General features: G+C 66.6%; 11 protein-coding genes and 1 pseudogene. 5 read left to right on the forward strand and 7 right to left on the reverse strand.

Annotated elements, in window-relative coordinates; translation table 11 throughout:
- Positions 1-158: 158 nt before the first annotated feature.
- The gene (locus ACIRR9_RS51310; protein ID WP_403767512.1) at positions 159-3,242 is read right to left on the reverse strand and encodes a CHAT domain-containing protein; all 3,084 of its coding nucleotides are present in this window, start codon (positions 3,240-3,242) and stop codon (positions 159-161) included.
- 30 nt (positions 3,243-3,272) lie between these two features.
- On the opposite strand from ACIRR9_RS51310, the gene ACIRR9_RS51315 reads away from it, so the two are divergent.
- On the forward strand, positions 3,273-3,674 hold the full coding sequence (locus ACIRR9_RS51315) for a hypothetical protein (protein ID WP_403767514.1): 402 nt from the start codon (positions 3,273-3,275) through the stop codon (positions 3,672-3,674).
- Entirely contained in the window at positions 3,671-4,576 is a 906-nt protein-coding gene (locus ACIRR9_RS51320; RefSeq protein ID WP_403767517.1) for a hypothetical protein, read from the forward strand. The genes ACIRR9_RS51315 and ACIRR9_RS51320 overlap by 4 nt, the downstream gene beginning before the upstream one ends.
- Positions 4,577-4,589: 13 nt before the next feature.
- On the opposite strand, the gene ACIRR9_RS51325 is transcribed toward ACIRR9_RS51320, so the two are convergent.
- On the reverse strand, positions 4,590-5,861 hold the full coding sequence (locus tag ACIRR9_RS51325) for a hypothetical protein (protein ID WP_403767519.1): 1,272 nt from the start codon (positions 5,859-5,861) through the stop codon (positions 4,590-4,592).
- A gap of 509 nt (positions 5,862-6,370) precedes the next feature.
- On the opposite strand from ACIRR9_RS51325, the gene ACIRR9_RS51330 reads away from it, so the two are divergent.
- Positions 6,371-6,727 (forward strand): transposase, encoded by a 357-nt coding sequence (locus tag ACIRR9_RS51330; RefSeq protein ID WP_403767583.1) that lies wholly within the window; start codon positions 6,371-6,373, stop codon positions 6,725-6,727.
- 259 nt (positions 6,728-6,986) lie between these two features.
- Here the strand turns inward: ACIRR9_RS51330 and ACIRR9_RS51335 are convergent, their stop codons facing one another.
- Complete coding sequence (locus ACIRR9_RS51335; RefSeq protein ID WP_403767522.1) at positions 6,987-9,650, reverse strand: ABC transporter substrate-binding protein; 2,664 nt, start codon at positions 9,648-9,650, stop codon at positions 6,987-6,989.
- A 298-nt stretch (positions 9,651-9,948) separates the two neighbouring features.
- On the opposite strand from ACIRR9_RS51335, the gene ACIRR9_RS51340 reads away from it, so the two are divergent.
- On the forward strand, positions 9,949-10,137 hold the full coding sequence (locus tag ACIRR9_RS51340) for a hypothetical protein (RefSeq protein WP_403767589.1): 189 nt from the start codon (positions 9,949-9,951) through the stop codon (positions 10,135-10,137).
- A 256-nt stretch (positions 10,138-10,393) separates the two neighbouring features.
- Here ACIRR9_RS51340 and ACIRR9_RS51345 read toward each other — a convergent pair whose 3' ends face one another.
- Entirely contained in the window at positions 10,394-11,920 is a 1,527-nt protein-coding gene (locus ACIRR9_RS51345; RefSeq protein ID WP_403767524.1) for an FAD-binding oxidoreductase, read from the reverse strand.
- Positions 11,921-12,392: 472 nt separating this feature from the next.
- Between ACIRR9_RS51345 and ACIRR9_RS51350 the strand changes: the two are divergent.
- Positions 12,393-13,508, forward strand: a pseudogene (locus ACIRR9_RS51350) (tyrosine-type recombinase/integrase); the annotation flags it as partial.
- 395 nt (positions 13,509-13,903) lie between these two features.
- Here ACIRR9_RS51350 and ACIRR9_RS51355 read toward each other — a convergent pair.
- The 3 genes from ACIRR9_RS51355 to ACIRR9_RS51365 all read right to left on the reverse strand — a co-directional run bounded on the left by ACIRR9_RS51355 (position 13,904) and on the right by ACIRR9_RS51365 (position 16,538).
- Complete coding sequence (locus ACIRR9_RS51355; protein WP_403767527.1) at positions 13,904-14,404, reverse strand: Ig-like domain-containing protein; 501 nt, start codon at positions 14,402-14,404, stop codon at positions 13,904-13,906.
- A gap of 137 nt (positions 14,405-14,541) precedes the next feature.
- Positions 14,542-15,564 carry an IPT/TIG domain-containing protein gene (locus ACIRR9_RS51360; protein ID WP_403767529.1) on the reverse strand — a complete coding sequence of 341 codons (1,023 nt, stop codon included), beginning with the start codon at positions 15,562-15,564 and terminating at the stop codon, positions 14,542-14,544.
- A gap of 227 nt (positions 15,565-15,791) precedes the next feature.
- Positions 15,792-16,538, reverse strand: coding sequence for an IPT/TIG domain-containing protein (locus ACIRR9_RS51365; RefSeq protein WP_403767532.1), 747 nt, complete (start codon positions 16,536-16,538; stop codon positions 15,792-15,794).
- Positions 16,539-17,680 lie beyond the last annotated feature (1,142 nt).

Genomic DNA, 17,680 nt, shown 5'->3' on the forward strand with positions numbered 1-17,680 from the left:
GCATGCGGCAGGTCGAGTGCGGCAGGATAGACGACCAACGAGGCCCCCGAGCAACGTGATTGAGACGTCAGACATCTCGATCAACAGCCCGGGGGTCTCGCTTGTTGCGCTCCACGGACCATCACCTGATCGGTGGCCAACTCGAAGAACTCAGTCAGTTACGTTCCCGAGTGGATGTAGGCGGCCCAACGGCTGGGCAGCGCCGGGGTCTTGTCGCGCAGTCTGCGTACGGCGTGATGCAGGGCCTCGGCCGCCAGCTCCGGCTCGGCCGGTTGCGTCCGATCGGCGGTGAGGCTGGCGTAGAAGTCCTGCGCCACGGTGATCGCGGTCCGGTCGTTGATGGGCCACAGCGTCCCGATGACACTGCGGTATCCGGCGAGTTGGAAGGCCGCGGTGAGGTGCGTCGCCTCGTCCGCCTGTTCCTGGTTGGTGTCGGTCGTGCTGCAGGCGGACAGGTAGGCCAGTCGGGCATACCGGAGATCGAGGCGCGTGATGGCGTGCAGCGTCAACGGGTTGGCCACGTGGTCGTGCAGCAGCAGTCGGCTCGCCGACGGATCGCGCAGGTCTGCGTAGCCGTGGCACGCGAGGTGGACGATGCCGTGCCGACGCAGTGCTTCGATCACGGCGTCGCGGTCCGTCGTAATGCCGGGAGCCGGAAGGACGGACGCTCCGGGGATGAAGTCGCGCACGATGTCGGCCTCTTGGGCGGCGCCGTCGAGCGGCGGACAGTCCGGTGCGTCCGGAACGGCGACCACCAGCGCGGACTCCGCACCGGAACCGTCGCGCCGCGCATGGGCCAGCGCGCGGAGGGTGGGAGTGTAAGAGCTGATGACGCGGTCCATGACCGTCTCGGACTGTGCGGTCGGCTCGTGGCGGCCCGCGGCATGGAGGGGCAGCATCGTGACCACGCCGACCGGGCACCACCACACCCTGCTCCAACGCCGGCCTTCCGGTGGGGGACCGGTGTGGCCCAGGGAGTCGAGCACGGGTTCGGTGATGTTGGTCCAAGTCCAGGCGAGCACGGCCAGCATCTGTTGCTGTGCTTCACGTCGTGCCCGCGCGGGCTGCTGCCGGTCGGTGGTGACCCGTAGAGCTGTGCGGAACGCGTCCGCCTGTTGCACGACCGCCTTCCGGGTGACCGCGGCGGGAAGGTGCACGGTGCCGGTCGGCTCATCGGGATCGTTGCGGACGATCAGGGCGTGGGCGCTCGTCTCGTCCGCCGTCACGTAGATGACCGGACCCCGGTCTGCGTGCCGGCACAGCTCGGCGATGGGCGTGGGGCGTTGGAAGCCGGCCAGGCCGGGCCGATGGCGGATCTCTTCGAGGAGCGCGTCCCACTGTTCGTTGAGCGCCACGCGGCGGGCGGCTAGTTCGCGCGAGTGGCGTCCCGTGGCGTCGCGGTGCTCGCCGAAGGAGGGCAGCGTGATCTCGTGATCGGCAGCGTTGATCGCGTCGCGGATCTCCTGGAACCGCGGCAGGAGATCGGGAGCTGTGGCCCGTAGTTCCGCTGCGTCGTCCCGCGTGTCCAGCGTGCCCGCGAAAACCACTCCGCGGGTCTGTTCCAGCAGTTCGACCGCGTAACCAGGCAGTCCCGCGGCGATGGCGGTCGCCGCGGCTGTCGCGGGAAGCCTGTTCGCGCTGCTGACCCGGTGCTCCCGGTCGGCGCGGTCTACGTCTCGCAGGCCCAGTTGCGGCAGCAGCTCCGTCGCGAGTCGGATCATCGCCATCGCGCGCCGCACGCGCCCCAGCCGGAGATCCGCAAGGGCTGCACGCTGCGCCGCTGTGATGCGCTGACTGATCGAAGCTCCGCTCATCTTGGCGGTCGCCGAATAGGGCGGAACGGACTCACGCAGCGTAGCGGGGTACTCGGTCCTCTCGAACGACAGCTGCAACAACTCACCGAGGTTGGAGAGGCAGTCGGCGCGGTCAGGATGATTGGGCAGAGTACTGGCAACCGCCTGCTTCGCGAACTCTATGGATTCATCGAGGGCTCGGACCGGAGCTGTCTCACTGCGCAGATACAACTCGCGCAGCGCCGTGCTGAGACGGGACAGATACTTTCCCCGCTCAGGATGGTCTGCGGGCGCCGTCCCGACCAGGTCCCGTGCGGCCTCCAAAGCCCTTTCCAACAGCGCCGGATCCTTTGAATGGCCGTACTCATTCATCAATGCCCGGTACAGCACGTTGAGTCGCGGCAGGTAGCCGGGATGGTTCACCGAGGTGGCGTTGACAGCCTTGTCGATTTCCCTCGTGGCATCGGCGGCTGTCCGTTCATCGCCCGTGCGGTCGGCGAGGTGGACCAATGAGCTGCCCAGAACGGCCTGGGTTCCGGCCCACTCGGGATCGTCGGGCCGAAGGCCGCCGATCGCCTCGCGCGCGTAGAACACCGCTTCCCGCGCCATGGCCAGGTCCCTCGTCCGTTCGGACAGCATCCGGAGAGCATCAGCCAGGTTGCCTGTGAAGGACGCGGCCTCACGGCCGCTACCCGGTGCGGTCGCGACCGCACCGCGGCCGAACCCCGCGGCCTCGCGCAGCGCGGGCACGTCACCCGTCAGCTCGTACTGCCGCTTCAGCACATGGGCGAGGAGGTTCCGCCGTGCAGAGTGATCCTCGCTCTCTCGCCGGGCTTCGCTCAGCGACCGCCGGATCAGACCGGATGCCTCGTCCAGGATCTCGACGTCACCGGTACGTCCGGAAAGCAGCCAGAGCATCGAGGCGAGAGTCTCGCGGTACGTGTCGAGGGCCGGGTCGTGGGGTTGCATGAACTCCACAGCGCGCCGCGCCGCGCTGACGGCGTCGCGCAGCGTGGGCAAGTCGTCCGTCCGCTGGTACTCGCGGAGGAGTGCGGACGCGAGCCCATAGAGGGATGCGGCTGAAATGGGATCCGTGGAATAGGTGCCGACCGGTCCGGCTCTCCACGGGTACGACCACTTCACGGCCTGCGCAAGATTCCACGGATCGAGGTCCGTCGTGCTGGTGAACAGATCCAACAGCAACCTGCCCAGATTCCGGTTGTGAGCCTCGAATTCCGGATGGGAAGGAGGTGTGAGTGAAATGATGGTCCGGCATGCGGTGATCGCCTCGCGCAGCACGGTGACATCCCGGGACTGCTCGAACAGACGCTGAAGCGCCAATGTCAGATCGGCGTGCAATTCCGCCCGTTTCGGGTGGTTATGCGGCATGCCTTCCAATTGCCATCGAATCTGCATGACGTTCTGCCGGAGACGCTCATTCTCGACCATAGAACCCCGTGACCGTGGCAGGATTAAGTCATGCCGGACTTTACGCCGATTCTGCGGCGAGTCAGCCAGCTTTGCGAGAGTCTTGAGTCCGACGCCGAGCTCCGGGAGGAGATCGAGCGTGCGGGATTTCCGAGCGAGAACTGGGAGGAACTGGCGGCCGTGATCCGGGCCGGTTCCGCGGACGCGCTGACCGAACTGCTCGACGCCGTCGAGGATGCCGCTGCCGATGCGGGCCTGGACGGAGTCACCGACCCGAACCGTGAATACAAGCCTTTGCCGAGCGGTCTGCCGGACATCAGAACGGTGAGCGGCTGGCGATGTCCGCACCCCCATCGCTGTGGACGCGCGTATGCCGCTGTCGACCCAAGTCCGATCCGGAGGTGCGCGGTCACCGGTGATGCGCTGACCTGGATCTCGGTGGAGAGCGGGTGACCGCCTTCCTGCAGCAGCTCGGAGCGAGGATCGCGGACCGGTGGCTCGTGAACCTGCTCCTGCCCGGCCTGCTCTGGCTGTGCTGCGCGGCCGTTGCCGCCCGACTCGGCTGGGAGCACGCCGTCGACCCGCGTGCGGCAGAACCTCTGGTGCGTCGACTCGGCGACCAGCGGTCCACGGCCCAGGCCGTACTTCTCGTGGCGGGAGTGTTCGGTGCCGCCGCTGCGATCGGGCTCGCGGCCATCGGTCTCGGAGCGGCGCTCCGGCGCGCCTGGGCGCTGCCCGGTACGTCCGTCGCGCCCGCGAGGTGGCTCCGCGACCGGCGCAGGCGCCGCTGGGACGCCGCTGACCGCACGGCCGCCCAGCTCAGGACGGAGATCCTCAACGCCGTGGACCCGTCAGCCGCGTTGGTGGGACCGGAGTACCGCGACGCGCTGGCAAGGCGGGAGTCGATCGGGCTCGAACGGCCGCAAAGGCCGACCTGGATCGGCGATCGCTGGACGGCGACCGGTATAAGGATTCACCGGGCGTACGGGCTGGACCTGACGGTCGTCTGGCCGCGGCTGTGGACCGTACTGCCCGACGTGTCGAGGAGCGACATCGCGGCGGCACAGCTCGCCTATCAGGAATCAAGTGTGTTGGTGTCGTGGGCTGTTCTCTACGGCGGAGTGGGACTCTTCTGGTGGCCCGCGCTGATCGTTTGCGGCATCCTCGCCGCGGCCGGCGTCATCAAGACGCGGGACGCCATCAGCAGCCTGTGCGAACTGGTGGAGTCGGCCTGCGACCTGTACATCCACTCCGTCGCCGAACAGCTCCGTGTCCCATGCGCGGGCCAGCTGACTACGGAGGCCGGAAGGGCGATCGGCGCGCTGCTCCGGCGCAAAGACCTGCCGCCGACGTAACGCGCCGCCGCTTTCACCCCCACCAGTCTCCGATGCCGTCCCAGAGCCGCTCGATCTCCCGGGCCGCAGCGCGGTAGTTGAGGCCGAGTTCCATCACCCGCTGGTGGGTCTCCTGCATCGCGCGCATGCCACCGTTTCGGTTGAGCTGATGTCCGGCTGCCCTGATTTCGACCGCGCCCCGTACCCATGCGTCAGCCTGCTCGGCCGAAGGGATCAGCGAGTCCAGATGCCCCTTGTCCAGGAGGAGCCCTTGCTGCTCCTTCGAGAGATACGGGTAATTCCTCAGGCCGGTCTCCGCGGCTTCGGCCAGGCGTCGGGCGAGACGGGTGGCGTCATCCTCTCTGACGTTGCTCCGAGCAGGTAGCCGGGTGCCGTTGGCCTCCAGGGTCAGTCTCCTGACGACGTCCAAGGGACGCAGGTTCTGCCCGCACACCTGGCACCAGATGCTCGGCGGGATCGTGATGTAGAGCCTGCATTCCCGGTTCGGGCACATCGTCTTGATGGTGGTTCCGGGGCGGAAGGCATCCTGCGCGAGAATGACGCTCTGTCCGCACTTCGGGCAGCCGAAAGTGAAAGGCCCCGCGAGTTGCGGCAGTTGGTTGCTGCAGCCGGGACAGGAGTCCGGCTGCGGGGGGAATTCACCGCCGTTCGACGCGAACCGGTCTTCCAGCTCTTCATTGGCATCCGGTACGAGCCAATGGCACAGATTGCAGATCAGATCGGTGTCGAAGTGGAAGGAGAGTTGTTCGCACGACGAGCATCTCAGCACCAGCTCTCCTGCGCGGCGTACACGCTCGACGATGTCCGGAACTCTGCTGGGAAACACTTCGTCGAAGCAGGAGGGGCAGACGGGCCGAACCGCGTCACAGTCCCTGCCGTGATGCGCGGGCATGCACGCGCCCTCGTGACCGCATGAACCGTCGTGCGGAGCGTGAGGACACCCGGGCCGCGTATTCCCGGAACCGCGCGACGTTTCGTCGCCGCCGTCCCGAGCGACTCCATCGGCATCCATAATTCTGCCGTCGTCGTAGATCAGGCGGAAGACTTCATTGCTGTACAGACGCTCATTCACTCTTCTCCCTTCCCAGAACGCCACTCTCAGCTTGAGTCCCATGCCCGAGAACCGGTTCATCTTGTCCGTGGCGGCATCCGATAACCCGTTCTCCGGCACTTCGACGGTGCCGAAGGTCCCGTCTACCGGGGACCCGGAACGCGGTTCGAGAAGGTTGGCCCAGTTCCCTTCGCCTTTCGGATGGACCTGGAGGAGGTACGTGTATATAGGCATCTGGCGAGCGTATCCAGCGCGTACAGCCCTGGTCCACCGCTTTCGGTAAATGCACACGGAAACCACGGCCTGACCTATTGATCTTCACCGTTTTCACCGAGAATAGATGCGAACGGAATTTATCGCTTCGCTGCGACTGAAGTTCCCATTCCGTGACGACCCCTCAGGGAGTCCCAGCTCAGCGCATCCTGGACTCTCCGACGAAGGCAGCCTGTCAGCCGTTCTGTTGTTGGGCGAAGGGGTCGTGCAGGGCCGCCCAGTGTAGGAGCAGGAGGGTCTTGCCGTCGGTGATGCGTCCGCTGGTCATCACGAGGGCCTTGGCGAAGGGGAGTTCGAAAACCGGGTCTTCAAAGCAGTTGCGAGGAGGTCGGCGAGGAGCTGGTGCTGCAGGCCACTCGGATCGCATTGGGTTGGCTGGCTCAGCGGATCGGCCAGCTCTCCGAGCGGATCCGGGACGTGGAGACTCGTCTTGACGGCTCGTGAAATGCCACGCCCCACAGTTGCTCGACGTGGTGGGGATCGGCCCGGACACGGCGGTCTCGTTGCTGATCACGGTGGGGGACAACCCGGAACGGCTGGACAGCGAGGCATCCTTCGCTGGGCTATGCGGTGTCAGCCCTGTCGAGCGTTCCTCGGGACGCCGACAATGCCGTCGCTTCAACCGCGGCGGCGACCGACAGGCCAATGCCGCGCTGCGTCGGATCGTGTTCACCCGCCTGCGGGTCGACCCGCGTACCCAGGACTACTACGAGCGCCGGATCAAGGAGGGCAAGACCCGGCGCGAAATCGTCCGTTGCCTCAAACGCTACGCTGCCAGGGAGGTCTTCCACCTGGTCAAACAGGTTCAGCCAGTACCCCGCTCATAGGGGCTGTGTGATAGGCGGGTGATACGGCGAGGCCCCGCCGGGGCTCGTCCTGACGGGACCTCTGTACGGAGTCGTGAGATCGGCTGCGCCGGCGCCTCATGCGGTCCGTTTTCCTGTCACGCTTCCAGGGTGCGTCTACTTTGCGATTGCACTCGGCCGGGAGGATTCCATGCATTCCGGGGGTGCGCTGTCAGTGCCTCCTTGCCTTCTTGCCCGCCTGTGGGAAGGCATGCTCAGCACGAACTGAACCGGGAGCCTCTCATGGGGAAGTCGCCGCGGTGTCGTCCCTGGGGCAGGGGAAGGTGTCGGGAGGAGTGCCCCACTTCGCGGGGTTCTGCCGGTCGGGTAGGACTCCGCAGCTGAGTAGTGTGGCCGTGATTCCGCTCGGTTGGGCGATCTCGCGGATGAACACCGCCTTTTCGGGTGGGTATTTGTTCTTGCCGTCCAGTTGCAGCACGCCGGAAGCGCCGGGGTACTGGGACACGCCGTGGGCGGTGAGCCACAGGTAGATGTCGTTGGGCTGGACGTCGTCGGAAGCCGGCAGCAGGTCCTCGATGACCTTGCTGACGACCCCCACGGTGTCGAAGCCGCCGGCTGCGTCCGCATCCGCGCTGCGTCCGCCGAAGGCGGTGGCGAAGTCCTGGGCGAACTGGGCATAGGGATCCCGGGAGTCCGGGGTGGGGGCGTTCGTCGTCTCGTAGAAGAGCGTCATGTACGGGTAGGCACGCGCCGTCTGTTCGGGATGAAGCTGGAAGTCGATGGGGGAGCTCTCGGTGATCATCGGGATGGTCGTGCCTTCCGGGGGCTGGCACTGACCGCCCGCACTCTGCATCGCGTTGAGGAGGCTGGGAAGCACGCCGGATCGGGCGAGGTAGACCACGATCCCGTGTGTCGCGGCGACCTTGTTGCACACTTCGCTCGCGATGTTCTCCGGCGTGGTCGCCCCGGGCTTCTCGCTGTATTTGATCTCGTCGATACCGCCGTGTCCGCGATAGGCGGTGATGAACAGGTTCTTGAGGTCCGTACTGAAGGCCGTGTCGGTCGGGTCGTACACGATCACGGCGTGCGGTGTGCCACTGGTGAGTCCGCGGACCGCGGGAGAGTGGCGGATGAAGTCGGCGAGGACGGGCGCGACTCGCCCGTCGGGCGCCGAGATCTGGAAGTACCGCTGCGGTGAGTCGGGGCCGACCATGGTGCTTCCGGACACACCGTTCGCGATGACCGGGATGCTGGCCTGGTCGAGTTCCCGGACCGCGTTCAGCGACTCGGGACGGCTCTGGGTGATGCCGATGACCGCGGCTATGTGGTCCTGCCGCTGACGGCTGATGATCATCTGTGCGACGTCCGGGTCCTGCGGCGCTGTGGAGCTGTGTGCGCCGTACTGGAAGTACTGGCCGGTGTTGGCGATGAGCAGGCGGATCGGCATCTTGTTCTGGCGGACCCCGGTGTTGAGCTTGTGCTGCTGGGCGATGGCGCCGCGCAGGATCTGCAGGCCGATCGGCGGGTCGTCGTACACGCCGTTCTGCAGACTCAGGGGGGCGAGGAAGACCAGGGTGCGGTAACGCCCGTCCGGGATCTGGGCGTTCTCCTTGGCGACCTGGCGCTCCAGGTCCCGCAGTTCCTTTCCGCGGGCTCCCGGTACGGCCAGATCGCATTGGCTGCCGTCGGTGACGCCTACGCGCTCACCGGTCTTGACTGTGACGCATGAGGGAGGCGCGGGGGGCGGAGTGGGCAAGAGGTAGTGCGGGGCCAGGAGGATGCCCGCGGTCGCCGCGGCCATGACGGGCAGAGCAGTCGGACGCAACCAGTCGAGTGGGTGGTCCCGGCGAGCCATGACGCCCCAGTGGGTGTCGATCTTCGTCTTGGCCGTGCCCTCCGTGTCGTCCTCGGCAGGCAGCGTGACCAGGCGTACCGGCTCGTCACTGCCCTCGTTGAGGAACGTGAAGACCTTGTCGGCAATGCCGTTGGGCCGGTCGGGGTCGGCGCCCAGCGGCGCGGCGTAGTCCGGAGGCGGACCCGCGCAGGCGGCCAAGACGAGCAGCGGCTTGGACGGTTGGTCACCGGCGAGCTCCTCGAACGTGCCGAGGAAGGCGCGGCCCGGGCCGTCCGTGTTGTCGATCTCGGGAACGAGGACGACGAAGGACCACCGGCGCCGCGCCCACAGGTGACTCAGCCAGGTCCTCCTTCGGGTCGCTTTCCGCAGATCGGTGAGCAGTGCGCGCAAGAGGATGCGTCGCACGCGGGGGTCCTCCCTGTCCAGCTCGCCGTCCTGGCAGAAGGCGAGCGCGGCGTCCAGGAAGCAGGTCGCGTTCGCTTCGTCCGCGACCCAGCGCAGGCCCCAGTGCCGCAGGTGGAACCGGTAACAGAGCTTGGGAAAGCCGACGACCAGGGCTGCCACGAGTCCCTGCAGCCAGCCAGTCAGGAGATGCTGACCGAGGAAGTCCGCGAGGCGAGCGCAGGCGCGCAGCGTTTTCCGTCTTTTGAGCAGCGCTGTGTACAGGTCGTCGAGGATCGGCTGCTGCTGGGCCTGGAAGTCGCCCGTGCCGCGTTCGGAGTTCAGTACGGCCCGGCAGGTGTGAAGGGCCGGCAACCGCAGTCTTCCAGTCGGCATGGTGAGCTGGAACCGCAGTCCGACCCGGTCGATCGCGGCAAGGAAGCCTCCGCTCAGCTCCGCGTCGTCGATGACGGCGTGCGGTACCTGGAAATGAGGGGTGCCCCGTCGTCGAGACAACCGGTGCTCGTATTCCCGGACCATGAAGGCCGGTGCCCGGACATCGCCGCCGTCCTGCCTGGTGAGGACCAGAGCAGGCACCTTCTCGGCACGGGACCGCGTGGCCGCGAAGGTGTCGAGCTGACGTATGAGGCGGTCCGACCACCTGGGGTATCGCGGGGCCGGGTCCGTGGGCGTGGGGGAGTTGGGCACGCAGTTCCTCCCTCGGGGAAGCAGGGAGGTCAACATGTCATGAAAGGCGCATGTGAAAATGCGTTATATCAGTCATTGGCGCCTAACGAGTGATTCAGTCCTTTTTCGAGGTGACGAATGACAGAATCGCGATAGGGGGGCACGAGTTTCTCGCCGCGGAAGTGAGAGAGGGGCACTGACCCGGGGTTCTCGGTGAGGTGCGCGTTGACCTGCGAAAACCTCAGCGGGGGGTGCCTCTATGTCTTTGGTCAAGGGAAACGGGAGTGCGCTGGGTCGGGGTGCCGGGCAGCATGGCGGGGTGGCTGATCTGCTGTGGGATGACGTGAAGTGCTTCTTCGATCCGGACCTGGTGGGGTCGCTGCCGGACGTGCGTGTCCCTGGTGCCTCGGTGGAGGACTGGCAGGCTGTCCTCGATCTTGTCGCGGAAAAGGGGCCCTCCACCTTGATCGCCCTCGACCGGCTCGAAGCTCTGCCCAACCCTGGCTGACCAGCAGCATCCCATCCCTGCTACCAGCACCATCACAACCGGAGCCGTGGAACCCGGCGCCCACCCGGCACGACAGCCGGACCATCAGCCCTGCCCGCAAGCAGAAATCTTCACTCTGAACGAGCAAAGGGATCGTCAGCAAGCTGACGATCCCTCATGCAAGATCGAGGCTGACGACACCCCTTCGACTGCGTCGGGCCCTTCTGCGTGAAAGGCCGAGCCTGATCGGGGCGGGGCCCCGGCGGCGAACTGTCGATCAGCGTGACGCGGGCGGGATGCTCTGCTCGTACTGGAAGACGTTGTCGGGGTCGTACTTCGCCTTGATCTTGCGCAGCCGCTCGAAGTTGCGTGTCCCCCAGTAGGCGGTCTCCCACTCCTGCATTCCGACGTTCGGCACGTTGACGTAGGCGCCGTCCACGAAGCTGCGCATCGCCTGGCTGAATTCGGCGGTCCAGGCCTGGCACGTCGAGGTGAGCGGGTCGCAGACGCCGGGTGTCGTTGAAGGAGTCCCCCAGGCTGCGCCGATCTCGCCGTAGAAGATCGCGTCGCGGTGTACGAACGCGGTGCCGCCGCGGGGCTCCTTCTTGATCGCCCCGCCGAAGGCATCGACGAAGTAGTTGCTGTCCTCCGTGGGAGCGTTTTGCATGTAGTAGCCGATGACGTCGATCGCCTTCTTCGGGAACAGCTTCTTGGCGAACTGTGAGAAGAACTTCACGTTGGCGGGCTCCTGCGAGCGCGGGACCTGGGCTCCGGCAAAGATGGGGCCCCAGTTACCGACCTGCACCGTCACATCGGGCGTTCCGATCGACAGGATCGGGGCCAGCAGCTTTCTGGCCTCTGCCGCCGTGCCCTCCGCGAGCCACGCGGACAGCAGGATCTGGGACTTGTGGAACTCGACTTCGGATCCGAGGCGGTTGTCGGCGAACGGTACCGTGCGCTGCCATGCATCGAAGATCCCATGCAGGTCCGTAAGGCCGTCCCAGGTCGCCTGCACATAGGCGACGCTCTTGAGCGGGTGCACCTTGTAGGTGAGTTGCGTGACGATTCCGAAGTTGCCGTTTCCCGCCCCACGGAGCGCCCAGAGCAGGTCTGAGTGGTCCTTCAGGTCGGCACGGATCACCTCGGCGCAGTCGCGACCCGACGGGACGACGACCTCGGTCCCGATCAGGCTGTCACAGGCCATGCCGAGCAAGCGGTTGAGGGGGCCAAGGCCGCCGCCGATCGTCGCACCGACCAAGCCGACGCTGCCCTCGCTTCCGGTCGTGACCGCGAGGTCCTGCTTGGCGAGCGCCGTCACCGCTTCCAACTGGGTCAGGCCGGCGCCGACCGTTGCGATACGAGCGTCGGTGTCGATGTGGACCGACTTGAGCTGGCTGACGTCGATCACGATGCCGTTGTCGATGTTCGACCAGCCCTCCAGGGCGTGGCGGCCGCTGCGTACCCGCAGTGCGACGTTGTGCTGCCGCGCCCAGGTGAGGGCGTTCACCACGTCCTTGGTCTCCTGGGCGAAGACGATGACCAGCGGGTAGTGAGAGAACAGCTGGTCGTAGTCGATGCGATCATTCGTGTACGAGGCGTCACCGGGGCGGACGACGCGACCGGTCAGCTTCGCCGGCCGACATCCCGGCGACCCTTTAGCCGGGTCGCTCGCGGCCAGAAGGCCCGAGGTGGTCGCGGCCGCAATGTCCGGCGCGCCTGCGGCCGTAAGGCCCGGGACGACGACCGCCCCGGCGCCGGCGGCCGCTGACGCCCTGAGCACGTAGCGGCGGGAAAAATCGCTCAAGGTCCAGATCCTCTCGATCGGGCTACGCCGCTACGCGGCTGAGGGAGCCCTTGCCCGCCAGCCGCCGGGCAGTCCTTTGTGGTCGACCCCTGCACGGTAACGGGGCGACCATGCGGTGTTTCCCGACACGCCATTTGAGGACGATGACGACAGCCTGAAGGAGTAACTCAGCGGGATCCCGTCATAACCGGTTTGGGATGCACCGCGTCCTGCTCGAAGCTATCCCTTGGTCCAAGCGGTCAGAATACGCGGGTGCTCTCAAAGATGATGGGCTCGCCGATCTTGCTAGTCAGGTCAGCATCTCGCAATGGCCCGACGAACCGCCTTTCTGATAAGAATTTGTGGGCGAGCCCCCGTATTGGCCGGACGTGGCGAGCTGATCGCAGCGTGATCGCGGTTTTCCGTCCTATGATCATGGGAGCTTTCGGACTCAGACGGCGATCGTTCGGACGGGTGATGTTGAGATGGGCCTTCCGGTCGCTACCAGGCGCGCTATCCGGGCCCTGATGGCGTGATGCGTCCGGCTCCGATCACGTTCGAGACGACGGCGGACGCGGACGACTGGCTTGCCGAGAAGCAGACGGAGATCCGCCGGGGCGAGTGACGCGATCCGGAGGCAGACGCGGTGAGCTTCCGGGCCTACGCCGACAAGTGGGTCGAGGAACGGGAGCTCGCGCCTCTGACCCACGACCTCTATCGCTATCTCCTCGACAAGCACCTGTTCGCCTTCACTGAATCGGACTTGGACGAGATCACAGCTCCGCGCGTGCGTGAGTGGCGGGCCGATCGGCTGCGGACCGCCAACGCCAAGACGATGACGGCCAAGGCGTACCGACTCCTCAAGGCCATCATGGAGACGGCCGTGGACGACGAGTTGATCACTCGCAATCCGTGCCGGATCAAGGGCGCCGGTAAGGAGAAGGCGGCTGAGCGGCGCATCGCTACGGTCGCCCAGGTCGACGCACTCGCCAACGCCGTGGGGATGCGCTGGCGGCTCATGGTCTACCTCGGCGCGTACGGTCCGATGCGACCGGAAGAGCTGGCCGGCCTCCGCCGCCGGGATGTCGACCTCGACAACCTGCGCGTCCGCGTTCGCCTCGCCGAGCCAGAGCGGATGAACGGGCGGCGCGTACCGGGCGACACCAAGTCCGAGGCCGGAACCCGGACTGTGATTCTTCCCGAGTTCCTCCACCGGGAGCTCCGCTGGCATCTGCAGAGCTACGCCGAGCAGGGGCCGGACGGGTTGCTCTTCGTCGGGGAGGAAGGCGCTCCGTTCCGGCGTAGCGCCTTCGGGCGAAGGTGGCGGAAGGCGCGGGAGATCGTCGGCATGCCTGAGGGCTTTCGATTCTACGATCTCCGGCACACGGGGCACACGCTGTCGACGCGCTCAGGGGCCACGCTCAAGGACACCATGGTCCGGGCCGGGCAGTCCTCCGAGAAGGCCGCGCTGATCTATCAGCACTCCGACGACGAGCGGCAGGAGGAGGTCGCCGCCGGGCTGGACGCCACGGTCCGTAAGGCGCGGGCCGCTGCCGTACAGAGAGCGCCCAACAAGCCTTCTGGCACGGATCTGGCACGCGGCGACTGATCACCACGAACAGCAAAAAGGCCCGGGTCCTTGACCTGGGCCTTCTTCGTGGAGCGGGTGACGAGAATCGAACTCGCGCTCTCAGCTTGGGAATCTCAGTAACAAACCACCACGACCTGACGTCCGAGAGTGATCGATGAGGAGCCAGGATCGAAGGGCGAGGCAGGGCTTCGGACGAGATTCGGTGGCCCCGGTGGTGAAGAGGGGAGGACCGGCGGTGTCTCCGTGGCTGCGACGTCTTCCGGTGCCCGGGTCTGGTACGACGAGCACCGGCCGGACATTCCAGGTTGCGGGTCCCACGGCCGGTATGGACCTTTGTCGCACAGGCAGCACGTGGTGGCGTTCCTGGTACACAGGTCGCCGGCGCCAGGGACTTGCCGCATTGTGCCTGCGGCCTACCGCATGGGTGGTGCCCAGTGCCCGTGGTTGCGCGATGAGATGATGACGGTGTTGTTGATGTCGCCGACGTTGAAGCCGATCAACCCGCCGCAGGTGAGCAGGCAGAATCCAGGGGGCTGGGTGGGGGTGGTCGTGACCTGGACGGTCGTGGTGCCGTTGGAGGCGTCGCATGTGCCGTTGCCGTTGTATGCCGCGGTGATGGTGTGCGCGCCGACGGTGCTGAAGGTGGTGGTGTAGATGGCCTGGCCGTCGGCCGCCACGGGCACGGTGTTGAGCTGGTTGCTGCCGTCGAAGAACGTCATCCCCAGACCGCCGCTGGGATCACCGGTACAGGTCACCGTCGCTGTCAGCTGCACCGGTGTGCCCACTGCGGTGGACTGCGGTGTTGCCACGACGGTGGTGCTGGATGCCACGGCCTCGGCGGGCGTGGCCAACCCGAGCATGGCGGTCAGCGCCGTCGCGATGACCAGTTTTGCTCTGCGCGTTGGGATGCTCACTGCTTCGGCTCCTTGTGTCGATCAACGGGTCTGCTGGGTCGTGGGGCTGCGGATCTTTACGCTACGGTGATCTATGCCGTGGTGCGGGTAGGCAATGTGCACAAGCAACCCGGTTGGGTCAGCAGGCCGCGTAGACGTCAGATGCCGGGCGTGGCGACACGGGTGTAGGTCAGGCCGGCGCTGGTGCCGCCCGCTGTGGTGACCGTGACTGTGACCGGCCCCGCGGCCCCGGCAGGCGCGACGGCCGTGACCTGGGTGTTGGAGACCACAGTGAAGGCGACAGCCACGGTGCCGAAGGCGACCGTGGTGGCGGTGGCCAGATTGGTGCCGGTGAGGGTGACCACCGTGCCCGCGGACGTCGGGCCGCTGTTGGGTGCCAGACTGGCCAGGGTGGGCGGGGCGACGTAGGTGAAGCCGATCGGGTTGCTCGTGCCACCCGGCGTGATCACCGTGATCGGTGAACTGCCCGTGCCGGGTGGTGCTGTGACCGTGATCTGCGTTGCCGACACGACCGTGAAAGAGGTCGCGTTCGTGGAGCCGAAGGTGACGGCGCTGGTGTTGAGCAGGCTGCTTCCGGTCAGGGTGACCAACGTCCCCCCGGCCGTCGGGCCCTGGGCAGGGTCGGCAGCGTTCAGCACCGGAGGTGCGGCGTAGAAGAAGTAGGCGTTCGCGGAGGCCGAGCTGGTTCCCCCCGGCGTGGTGACCGTCACCGCGGCACCGCCGGGGCTGCCCGGAGGAGTGACGGCGGTGATCTGGCTGGCTGAGGTGACCGTGAACGACGCCGCTGGCGTCGCGGCGAAGTTCACCGCCGTGGCGCCGGCGAACCCGGTCCCGGTGATGGTGACGCTGGTGCCTCCCGATGTCGGACCGCTGTTGGGTGCCACACCGGTGATCACCGGTACGGCAGCCGTGACGTAGGTGAAGGTCACAGCGTTGCTGGTGCCGGCCGGGCTGGTGACCGTCACTGCCACGGCGCCCGCGGTTCCGGCCGGGGTGACGGCGGTGATCTGGGTGGACGAGTTGACCGTGTAGGAGGCGGCGGGCGTGCTGCCGAAGCGCACGGCAGTCGCGCCGGTGAGTCCGGAGCCGGTGAGGGTGACGGTCGTGCCCCCGGTCGTGGGCCCTTGCGAGGGATTGAGGGTGCTGAGTGTGGGAGGCATGAGGATGCTCCTAGGGCAGCTCGGGCAGAACCCGGGATCTGCGCGGATGTCGGTGCGGACTGGGGTAGCCAACCGCACCTGGTGCAGGGGCGGGTGAGGTCAGGGCATGTGCCCTGGAGGACCGATGCCGAGGACGTCAGGCCGGATGAGCCGTTCGGTATCGGCCTTCTGCGCGGGAGCGCGGCAGTGCCGCCCGGTGGTGGACCGGGCGGCAGCGTGGACGACGGTCAGATGCCGGGAGATGCCACGTAGGTGTAGGCGCCGGTGTCCGTCGCGGCGCCGGCCGGGTTGGTCACCACCACGTCCACCGCACCCGCGGTACCCGGTGGAGTCACCGCCGACAGCGTGGTGGCGCTCACGACGGAGAATGGTGCCACGACGCCGTCGAAGGTGACCGATTCGGCGGAGTCGAGGTTGGTACCGGTGATCGTCACACCGGTACCGCCGGACGTCGGCCCGGAGGACGGGGCGACGGCGGTGATGGTGGGGACGGCGATGTACGTGTAGGACAGCCCGTTGTTGGTTCCTCCCGCGGTGGTCACACTCACCCCGACGGGACCTGCCGCCGTGCCCGTCGGCACCACGGCGGTGATCTGGGTGTCCGAGATGACCGTCGGCGTGGCGGTCGCCGTGCCGAAGGCCACACTGGTCGCGGTCGCCAGTCCCACACCGTTGATGGTGACCGTGTTGCCGCCGGCCTGCGGACCCGAGGTCGGAGTGAGCGACGACTTGAACGGAGCGCCGACGTAGTAGAACGGCAGGGGGTTGCTCGTGCCGCCCGCGGTCTTCACGGTCACCCCGACCTCGCCGCTGCCCGAGGGCGACACGGCCGTGACCTGGGTCGCCGAGACATTGGTGACATTGGTGGCCGGCTTGGTGCCGAACGTCACCGCGGTGGTGCCGGACAGGTTCGTACCGGTGATGGTCACCAACGTGCCGCCGCCTGTGGATCCTTGATTCGGAGAGATGGGCATGGACAGACTCCTCGCTGGTAGAGCAGGGACAGAGGACTGAACTGTGCTGAACCGGACCACCCAGCTGGCGGAGTTGCACCGACGCACCGCTGGCGAAGCGTGTGCTAAGGCAGCGATGATCCCCGGAAGGTGTGCACGGGAGGGCCTTGCTGCTTGGCCGGCGCCCACAATGGAGCGGTTTCCTGTGTCGACAAGGAAAGACCGGCGGACACCGCCCTTACCGCGATCTCCCGGCTGTGGGATGGGCGGCCCACCGGTTCACTGCCTCAAGTACGCCATACGGGCGAACCACGGGCAAGGCATCCCTGTGACTGTCACCCGAATGGTCGAGCGCATAGCCACAAGTCACCGAGTCACGCCACCGGCGTACGCGCCGTCCCTGCCTTCGTAGCGTGAAGTCCGTAATGTGCAGGGGAAGTTGAGGTCTATGGGACCGAGAAGCGGGTCGGGGCTGGTCGATCCGGGGGGGGCTAGTAGTCCAACAACAGAGATTCGAGGAGAGCCTGCCGGGACTCCCCGGCCGGGATGAGCTTCTCCCGGCTCTCCAGGGCGATCGTACGAAGCCGGGCAGCTTGCTAGTTGCTCGCCAGCGAGCTGTGCGGTATCGGGCGGTAAGCCGGAGCCACTGCGTGCGAAGATGACAGACTCGTCGACCGTGGCTGGCGGAACATATGCCCTGAGGACGGTGCCGGCCCCTGACCTGTGGTCAGAGACTGCCGGACAAGGTGCTGGCCGCGATTCGGGCGCTGGGCGAACGTGATTCGCGTACCTGAAGAACTGGCGCGTACTCGGCAAGATACGCACCGAACCGGAGCGGGCGACCGCGCTGGTCACCCCGATGCCCACGCATACCAGGCTCGCGACCGGCAACTTCACGACATACAGCGCTCATTGAGATTCTCTTGATGCCCCCGCCCCCCCGGGCGCAGAAGACGCGTTAGGAGTGCCCAGAGCCAGCTGTGTCAGGGCCAGGCAGAAGTCACTGCGGCGTCGGGAGACCAGTGCGTGGTCGGTCTCGTTTGAAAGCCGCAAGGCCCCACCACCGGGAGGGTGGGAAAACACCATCTGGTGTGCTGTTTCTGGCGGTTCCGACCTACATGACATGGTTTTGATGATGCACCCTGTGGAGTGCAGGAAAGCCA

Origin of the sequence: Streptomyces sp. NPDC101234 (assembly GCF_044767525.1) — a bacterium.
In the GTDB taxonomy this organism is placed as follows: Bacteria; Actinomycetota; Actinomycetes; order Streptomycetales; family Streptomycetaceae; genus Streptomyces; species Streptomyces sasae.